7 protein-coding genes are annotated in these 9,038 nt (G+C 67.5%); 2 read left to right on the forward strand and 5 right to left on the reverse strand.

Going from position 1 to position 9,038, the window contains the following annotated elements; genetic code table 11:
• Positions 1-57: 57 nt before the first annotated feature.
• From ACFPUZ_RS03530 to pgm, 3 genes are all read right to left on the reverse strand, one after another.
• On the reverse strand, positions 58-789 hold the full coding sequence (locus ACFPUZ_RS03530; protein ID WP_376999912.1) for a DsbA family protein: 732 nt from the start codon (positions 787-789) through the stop codon (positions 58-60).
• Positions 790-817: 28 nt separating this feature from the next.
• On the reverse strand, positions 818-1,255 hold the full coding sequence (locus ACFPUZ_RS03535) for a DoxX family protein (protein ID WP_376999982.1): 438 nt from the start codon (positions 1,253-1,255) through the stop codon (positions 818-820).
• Between the two features lie 161 nt (positions 1,256-1,416).
• On the reverse strand, positions 1,417-3,075 hold the full coding sequence (gene pgm, locus ACFPUZ_RS03540; protein WP_376999914.1) for a phosphoglucomutase (alpha-D-glucose-1,6-bisphosphate-dependent): 1,659 nt from the start codon (positions 3,073-3,075) through the stop codon (positions 1,417-1,419).
• 187 nt (positions 3,076-3,262) lie between these two features.
• On the opposite strand from pgm, the gene ACFPUZ_RS03545 reads away from it, so the two are divergent.
• Positions 3,263-4,681, forward strand: a complete 1,419-nt coding sequence (locus tag ACFPUZ_RS03545; protein ID WP_376999916.1) for an alanine/glycine:cation symporter family protein — start codon at positions 3,263-3,265, stop codon at positions 4,679-4,681.
• A 54-nt stretch (positions 4,682-4,735) separates the two neighbouring features.
• On the forward strand, positions 4,736-5,071 hold the full coding sequence (locus ACFPUZ_RS03550) for a CrcB family protein (RefSeq protein ID WP_376999918.1): 336 nt from the start codon (positions 4,736-4,738) through the stop codon (positions 5,069-5,071).
• Between the two features lie 230 nt (positions 5,072-5,301).
• On the opposite strand, the gene ACFPUZ_RS03555 is transcribed toward ACFPUZ_RS03550, so the two are convergent.
• Positions 5,302-7,866 (reverse strand): ABC transporter permease, encoded by a 2,565-nt coding sequence (locus ACFPUZ_RS03555; protein ID WP_376999920.1) that lies wholly within the window; start codon positions 7,864-7,866, stop codon positions 5,302-5,304.
• Positions 7,867-7,881: 15 nt separating this feature from the next.
• Entirely contained in the window at positions 7,882-8,655 is a 774-nt protein-coding gene (locus ACFPUZ_RS03560) for an ABC transporter ATP-binding protein (protein ID WP_376999922.1), read from the reverse strand.
• Positions 8,656-9,038: the final 383 nt, after the last annotated feature.

A 9,038-nucleotide genomic window follows, 5' to 3' on the forward strand; every position in this document is an offset into this window, starting at 1 on the left:
AATGTACACGCCAGCGCGCTTCAGAAACAAATCCCCTGGTCAATCGAGTGTCGACTCTCAGCCGAGGACGACGCTCATCCACTGGTTGATGTCGGCGACGTCGACATCCTTGCCGTCCTGGATGACGCGCGGCGAGGACACGGAACCGGTCTCCGCGTTGAGCTTGTCGGCGTTGGCGGTGGCCAGTGCGTTGGTCGGCTCGACGTTCGCGCCGGAACGGATCTTCTCGACGACGCCTTCGGAGGCACCGAACTGCTTCGCGGCATCAGCGAACTCGTCGTTGGACCACTTGTTGAAGATGTCCTCCTGATCCTCCATGAGGTAGGCGCGGAGGTTCCAGTAGGCCTGGGTCTCACCGGCCTCGGCGAGTGCCAGGGCGGCGGCGGCGGCGCGGGTGGAGTGGCCGTCGATGCTGCCGCGGTCGAGGAAGTTGAGGGTGCGGACGTTGACCACCAGGTCGCCGGCCTCGATGGCGGACTGCATCTGCTCATCGGTGTTCTCGGCCAGCTGGCCACAGTAGGAGCACGAGAAGTCCTCGTAGAGGTCGACGACCTCGGCGTCCGGCTTGGCGTCCGCGGACTTCAGCGTCACGGCGTTGTCCGCGAAGGTGGAGTCGAAGGCGACGGAGATGTTCTCGCGGTCGGCGAGGTGCTCGGTCTTCTTGCCCTGCCCCGAGAGGACGATGTAGCCGATGACGGCGGCCGCGATGGCGATGACCGCCACGATGGCCCAGATGAATCCGCTTCCGCCCTTGGCGTTCGGGTTGCTGACCTTGGTGGACTTGCTCACAGATCTTTTCCTTATTTATCGAGGTGTATCAGGGGTAGATGGCGAAGCGCCGGAACGGACGGTAGACCGTCCACAGTGTCAGGGCCAGGAACGCCAGGTCCCGCAGGATGGTGACGAAGTAGTCCATCGCCTGCTGGTCCAGGTTCGGCTCGATGGTGAAGCAGCCGCAGTCGATGCCCAGTCCGCGCAGCCAGGCCTGGCCGACGCCGATGATGAACAGGATCATGACACCGGCCGCCACCTTGCTCGCCGGGCGGAGGAAGATGCCCAGCAGGAGCAGCACTCCGCCGGCGATCTCCAGGGGGCCGATGAGACGGGCCAGGAGGTCGGACCAGTAGGGGGTGAAGATCTCGTAGGCGGTGATCGCCTGCGTCATGTTCATGTGGTCGTTGAGCTTGACCACGCCGGCGGATATCCACACGTAGGCCATGTAGAAGCGCGCGATGGCGCTGATGACGTCGAGAATGCGCTGCCCCGGCTGCCCGGACCAGAAGCCCGTGCTCGAGGGGGCGGGGCCCGGTGACGTCGTCAAGGTCTGCTCTGTGGTGGACACATCCCCAGACCTTAGTCCACGTGTCCACCGCGGGCCCATATGAATTCGGCCATACGGGCCAAGATCACAGCAGGCTACTGCCCGAGCACCTGGGAGACCACAGCCTGCGCCTCCTCCTGCACGCGTCGCAGGTGCTCCTCGCCGCGGAAGGACTCGGCGTAGATCTTGTACTTGTCCTCGGTGCCGGAGGGACGTGCCGCGAACCAGGCGTTCTCGGTGGTGACCTTGAGGCCGCCGATGGCCGCGCCGTTGCCGGGGGCGTTGGTGAGCTTCGCGGTGATGGGCTCACCGGCGAGCTCGGTGGCGGTGACCTGCTCCGGGGACAGCGCCTTGAGGATGGCCTTCTGCTCGCGGTCGGCGTCGGCGTCGGTGCGCGCGTAGGCGGGGGCGCCGTACTCGGCGGCCAGTTCCGCGTAGCGCTGGGAGGGGGTCTTCCCGGTGACGGCGGTGATCTCCGCGGCGAGCAGGTCGAGGATGAGTCCGTCCTTGTCCGTGGACCACACCCGGCCGTTGCGGCGCAGGAAGGAGGCGCCGGCGGATTCCTCGCCGCCGAAGCCGACGGAGCCGTCGATGAGCCCGGGGACGAACCACTTGAAGCCGACGGGAACCTCGACGAGGCGGCGGCCGAGGGTGGCCACGACCCGGTCGATCATGGAGGAGGAGACGAGGGTCTTGCCCACGGCGGTGTCCGCGCCCCAGTCCGGGCGGTGGGCGAAGAGGTACTCGATGGCCACCGCGAGGTAGTGGTTGGGGTTCATGAGGCCGTGGTCGGGGGTGACGATGCCGTGGCGGTCGGCGTCGGCGTCGTTGCCTGTGGCGATGTCGTACTTGTCGCGGTTGGCGATGAGCGAGGCCATGGCGTCCGGGGAGGAGCAGTCCATGCGGATCTTGCCGTCTGTGTCGAGCGTCATGAAACGCCAGGTGGCGTCGACCTCGGGGTTGACCACGGTGAGGTTGAGATCGTGGGTGTCGGCGATGGCCCCCCAGTAGTCGACGGACGCCCCGCCCATGGGGTCCGCGCCGATGGACAGACCGGAATCACGGATCGCCGCGATGTCGACGACATTCGGCAGGTCCTGCACGTAGGTGTCCATGAAGTTGTACTTCCCGGCCCGTGCGTCGAGCACCCCGCTCACCGGCGTGCGTCGCACCCCCTCGAGCCCCGCGCGCAGGTAGTCGTTGGCCCGGCGGGCGATCCAGTCGGTCGCGTCGGTGTCGGCGGGCCCGCCGGAGGGCGGGTTGTACTTGAAGCCGCCGTCGCGGGGAGGGTTGTGGGAGGGGGTGATGACGATGCCGTCGGCACGCTTGGGATCGGTGCCGGTCACGCCACCCGCCAGGTCGGCGTTGTGGGCGAGGATGGCGTGGGAGACCGCGGGGGTCGGGGTGTAGCGGCCGCGGTCGTCGACAAGCACGGGCACGTCGTTGGCCACGAGCACCTCGAGCGCGGAGACCATCGCCGGCTCGGAGAGCGCATGCGGGTCGCGTCCGACGAAGACGGGACCGCCGATGTCATTCTCCCGGCGGTAGTCGACGATGGCCTGGGTGGTGGCCCAGATGTGCTGCTCGTTGAAGGCGTTGTCCAGGGAGGAGCCCCGGTGCCCGGAGGTGCCGAAGGCGACCTGCTGGTCCGGGTTCTCCACGTCGACCTCACGCGTGTAGTACGCGGTGACCAGCTCCGCGATGTCGATGAGGTCCTCGGGACGGGCCTGCTGGCCTGCGCGCTCGTGTGCCATGTCTCTCCTAGTGCTCCGGTACTCGACAACAGTCCCCTCCATTGTCGTCGCCTGCCCCGGTCCCCGCACGGGTGCGCCGGACGGACGCCCGCCCGCCACCCCCGGCAGGGGGCGGCGCGCCAGCCGAACCGGGCTCCCGCGGCGCAGCGGTGTGGTCGGCACCACACAGCGGTAGTACCTTTGTCCCATGGAATCGCTGCAGAACGCACTCGACACCGCCGGTGGAGTGGTCTGGGGACCTTTCGTCCTCATCCCCCTGCTCCTGGGTACCGGCCTCTACCTGACCATCCGCCTGGGCGGCCTGCAGTTCCGGACCCTCGGGCGGGCGATGCGGCACGGCCTCATCGACCATTCCGACGCCGGGGGTAAGGGTGACATCTCCAACTACCAGGCCCTGACCACCGCGCTGGCCGCCACCGTCGGCGTGGGCAACATCGTCGGCGTGGCCACCGCGATCTCCGTCGGCGGGCCGGGCGCCCTCTTCTGGATCTGGGTGACCGGCCTCGTCGGCATGGCCTCCAAGTACACGGAGGCCTTCCTCGGCGTGCGTTTCCGCACCACGGACGCCAAGGGCGAGATCTCCGGCGGACCGCAGTACTACCTCAAGCGCGGCATCCCCGGCCCGCTGGGCAAGGTGCTCGCCCTGTCCTTCGCCGTCTTCGCGGTCATCGCCTCCTTCGGCATCGGCAACCTCACGCAGGCCAACGCCGTGGCCTCCAACATGGAGGGCACCTTCGGCATCTCCCCGCAGATCACCGGCGTGGTCATCTTCATCTTTGTCGGCGCCGTGCTCCTCGGCGGCATCCAGGCCATCGGCCGCATCACCGCCGCCTTCGTCCCGATGATGGTTATCCTCTACGTCGTGGCCGGCATCGTGGTCCTCATCCTCCAGGCCGGCCAGATCCCGGCCGCGCTGGCGCTCATCTTCTCCGACGCCTTCACCGGCACCGCCGCCACCGGTGGTTTCGTTGGCGCGGGCATCATGCTGGCGATCCAGTTCGGTGTCGCCCGCGGCATCTTCTCCAACGAGTCGGGCATGGGTTCCGCCGCCATCGCCGCGGCCGCCGCGAAGACCTCGCACCCGGTGCGTCAGGCGCTGGTCTCCATGACGCAGACGTTCATCGACACCCTCATCGTCGTGAGCATCACCGGCCTGGTCATCGTCACCGCCGGCGTGTGGGACACGGGCCGGGAGACCGCCGGCACCATGACCGCCGCGGCCTTCTCCACCAGCCTGCCGGGCGAGTGGGGCGGGACGATCGTGTCGCTGTCCATCATCTTCTTCGCCTTCTCCACCCTCATCGGCTGGTCCTACTACGGTGAGCGCTCCCTGGAGTCCCTGGTCGGGCGCATGGGCACGATCCCCTACCGCATGCTCTTCACCGTCACCGCGCTCATCGGCGCGACCGTCGAGCTCGAGCTCGTGTGGTCCTTCTCCGACCTGGCCAACGGCCTCATGGCCCTGCCCAACCTCATCGGCCTGCTCATCCTCTCCGGCCTGGTGGCCCGGGAGACGAAGGCCTACCTCAAGTTCGATCCGCGGCTGCGTGCCAGCCCCGAGGAGGTCGCCGCGTTCCTGCGCGCGCAGGGCAGCGACTGGAAGTAGTCGCCCGCTTATCGACGCCCCCCTCACGGCCCCATCGGAGCCGCCTGCGGTGCCGTGGGCCGATTCGCCCTCTCCGGTATTGCCCCCCTTCTCGGGGTCAACGTCGTGGGGGCGTTTCTCATGGGCTGGGGGCGCGGTGTCCTCGGCGGTTTCACGAGCTTCTCGACGTTCGCCTTTCCCCCCACCGATCTCCCCCGACCCGTGGCGGCGGGTTATGTGGTGGCCACCTTCATAGGCTGCGTTGGCGCGTGGTGGGCGGGGGATCTGCGGGGGCTCCTGCGCCACCTGCTGGCGCTGTGGCCGGGTGGTCTGCGCGGCACTTTTTCCACGAACCTCCTGGCGGTGATGGTGCTCGCATTGGCCGCGGGCATGGGCTTCGCCGGGGCATAGTCGACGTGGTCGACCCTCGCTTGGGAGATCGGGGAGCTGCTGCAGGACCATCGCTTTCGGCTGGCGGCATCGCCGGGTTGGCGGTGGCGTGGCTGTGGGTGGTGCTTTGAGGTATATCTGCCCAGCGATATCACGGCATAGATAGGTCGAGTGGGTGAGCCCTGATCTGGATCACCCACTCGACCTATCCATAGGAAGCTATACCTTGCGAGGTATACCTATCGGCGCCGCTATTCGGAGATGGCGTCGAGCGGCGGGGTCTTCGCGGCCCGGGCGGCCGGCCAGATGGCGGCGACCACGCCGATGACGGCGGACCCGGCGAGCATCCACGCCAGCTGGACCCAGGGCACGGAGATCGTGTCCAGGCCCTCGTCCTTGAGCACCTCCAGGAAGGCCCATCCCAGGCCCAGGCCGAGGAGGATGCCCATGACGGCTCCGAAGACGGCGATCTGCACCGCCTCCAGGGTGATCATGGTGCGGATCTGGCGGCGCTGGGAGCCCACGGCGCGGAGCATGCCGATCTCCTGGCGCCGTTCGATGACGCCGAGGGTGAGGGTGTTGACGATCCCCAGCACCGCGATGATGACGGCCAGGGCGAGCAGGGCGTAGAGGATGTTGAGCATCATGTTGATGGCCTCGCCCGCCTGGCCCGCCATCTCCTCGGTGCTCATCACCTGCACGACAATGAAGCCCTTGACGGCCTCCTCGAGGTTGCTGCGCAGTTCCTCGTCGCTGACGGTGCCGTCGCCGTTGACGCCGACCATCGTGACGGCCTGGGCGCCCGGCGGCAGCATGCCCTCGATTCTGCTCTCGGAGATGACCATGTTCTGGATGAGGGTGGTGGGCTCGAAGAGGCCGACGACCTCGATCTCCCGGGGCTGCGCGCCGACGGCCGGGGCGGTGAGCTCGAGGGTGTCACCCACGGACCAGCCGTGTTTCTCGGCGAACTCGGTCATCACCAGGGCGCCCGGGGTGGAGCCGAGGTCGGCGGTGCCTTCGGTGATGGAGAGCTCCACCATCCGGGAGACGTCGCCGTCGATGACCATGGTCTGGGCGTGCGGCCCCATCACCTGGGACGCTTCGCCGTCGATAAGCACCGGGGCGGTGGACATGGTGAGCACCGAGTCCACGCCCGCGACGTCGCGGACGGCGTCCGGCGTGCCGGCCGGGGTGGGGAAGTTGGAGTTCGTTGGGCCGGAGAGGACGAAATCGGCGTTGGTGTTGTTCTCCACGACATCGGAGATCGACGCCTTCATCGTGTCGCCGAGCATGCCGATGGCGGTGACCAGCGCGACGCCGAGCGTGAGGGCGAAGGCCGTGGCCGCCGTGCGGCGCGGGTTGCGGCGCGAGTTCGTCGACGCCAGCTTGCCCACCGCCCCGAAGGGCAGCCCGATGATGCGGCCGAAGGTGGGCACGATGGGCAGCGACAGCGCGGGGGCCGCGAAGAAGAAGCCGAGGATCGCGCCCACCGCACCGACCCCGACGAGGACCGCCCGGGTCTTCGTCTCGGCATCCCCCAGCAGCGCGCCGGCGATGGCCGCGGCCGCGCCGATGAGCATGAGGACCACGCCGATGATCGAGCGGACTCCGAGGGGCTGGTCGGTGGAGGACTCGCTCGAGCGCATGGCCTCCACGGGCTTGACCTCGCCCGCCCGGCGGGCCGGGATCCACGCGGAGATGATGGTGACCACGGTGCCCAGCACGATGGGCACGAGCACCGCGGACAGTGACAGGCCGAGCCCGGAATCCGGGAGCTCGAGACCGCGCGCACCCATCACGGCCTTGATCGCGGCGACGAGCCCGATGCCGGCGAGGACACCGAGCGCGGAGCCGATGAGTCCGACGATGCAGGCCTCGAAGACCACCGAGCGGGTGATCTGGCGACGCGCCGCGCCCAGGGCCCGCAGCAGGGCGAACTCCTTCGTGCGCTGGGCGACGATCATGGAGAACGTGTTCGCGATGAGGAAGGTACCCACCAGCAGCGCGACGAGCCCGAAGGCGATGAGGAAGTAGTTGACGAAGGACAGCGCCTGCGACATCACCTTGGTCAGGTCCTCGGCGAGCTCATCGCCGGACTTCACCTGGATCCCCTCGTAGGAGTCCTGCAGGTGGGAGACGAGCTGGGTGTCGCTCGTGCCCTCCGCGGCGGAGAGAATGAGCTGGTTGGTCGCCCCGTCGAGGGTGTAGCGCTCGAGGAACGCGTCCTCTGGCATGGAGGCGGTCAGCGAGTTCCGGTTGTCCAGCGAGGAATCGAAGATACCGCTGACCACCACGTCATGGCGATCCTGCGGATCAACGAGCAGCAGCTTGTCGCCGACGGACACTCCGAAATGCTCCGCGCCCTTCTTGTTGAGTGCGATCTCATTCGCAGCAGTCGGCGCCTCGCCCTCGACGAGCTCGTGCGCCGCGCCGACGACGTCGCCCGGCTCGTGCCATATGCCCAGCGAGGCAGTGCCTCCGCCGACCTGGAAGGGCTCCTCCTTGTCGTTCGCCAGCACAATGCTTTGCGACGCCCGGATGTTCACCGCCCCGACCTTCTCATCGGCGGCGAGGTCCTTGCGTAGCTGCGCCGACAGGCCGGGTTCGCCCTTGCCCGGGGTGACGACCGCATCGACGCCGTCATAGGCACTGCTCACCGCGGACTTGAACGTCGCATCGAGGGAGTTGGTGAACATGAACGCGCCGGAAATAAACGCCGTGCCGAGCACGACCGCCAGCACCGTCAGCGCCAGGCGCAGCTTGTGCGCCGCGATGTTGCGCAGGCTGACCTTGCGCAGAGTGGAATTCTTCGCCACGAGTACCCCCCCGGACTAACGCTCGACGCCGGCCATGGCGGCGAGGATGTCGTCCATGGACGGGTCGATGAGCTCGTTGACCAGCTGACCGTCGGCAAGGAACACCACGCGGTCGGCGTAGGAGGCGGCACGTGCATCGTGCGTGACGATGACGACAGTCTGGTCATCCTGATCCACGGCCGTCCGCAGGATGCTCAGCACCTCGGCGGCGGAGTTGGAGTCGAGGTTGCCGGTGGGCTCATCGCCGAAGATAATCTCCGGGCGCGACACCAGCGCGCGGGCACACGCGACGCGCTGCTGCTGCCCACCCGACAACTCGGCGGGGCGGTGGGTGAGACGATCGGACAAACCCAGGCGGGTGGTGATCTCGGTGAACCATTCCTGGTCCACCTCCCGGCCGGCGATATCCGAGGGAAGGGTGATGTTCTCCGCCGCGGTGAGCGTGGGCACCAGATTGAAGGACTGGAAGATAAAGCCCAGACGGTCGCGGCGCAGGTCCGTCATCTCCTTGTCACGCAGACGCGAAAGATCCGTGTCCCCGATCAGCGCCGAACCCGAGCTCGCCGAATCCAGACCCGCCATGCAGTGCATGAGCGTCGACTTCCCCGAACCCGAGGGGCCCATGATGGCGGTGAACTGATTCTTCGCGAAAGCCACATTGACGTGATCGAGCGCGGTCACAGCAGTCTCGCCTTCGCCGTACTGCTTGTGCAGGTCGATGGCGCGGGCGGCGTACTCCACTGCCGGGGAGTCTGCGGTCGTGGTCGCGGGGGACCCGTTGTCTGTCATGATGGGAAATTCTCTCCTGAACTAAAGCTGACCTCAAAGAACCAAGGTAATCGCAAGAATCATACGGAACATCGGGGTCTACCCCGATCTTCGGGGGTCTCCCCCGCCACGACGGTACCCGGTGGGGCTCGGGATCACGAGGGCGGCGCCGGCGATGGGATGTGGTGGTGAGGAATACTCATAGTTGGCGAATTGTGGCCCCTGAGGCAGGAGAGGCCAGCAGAGCGCAACGCAGTGTCAGCGCTCCTCGCCGGCGATATGGAGTCTCGGGCAGGATTCCGCGTAGTTGGCGAACTGTGACCCCCGGGGCGGGTGGGGCAACGACGAGGAAAGGGGCCCCACCATGATCACTCATGGTGGGGCCCCTTCCTTGTGTTATGTAG

It is taken from the genome of Corynebacterium nasicanis, assembly GCF_042658165.1.
Lineage (GTDB): Bacteria > Actinomycetota > Actinomycetes > Mycobacteriales > Mycobacteriaceae > Corynebacterium > Corynebacterium nasicanis.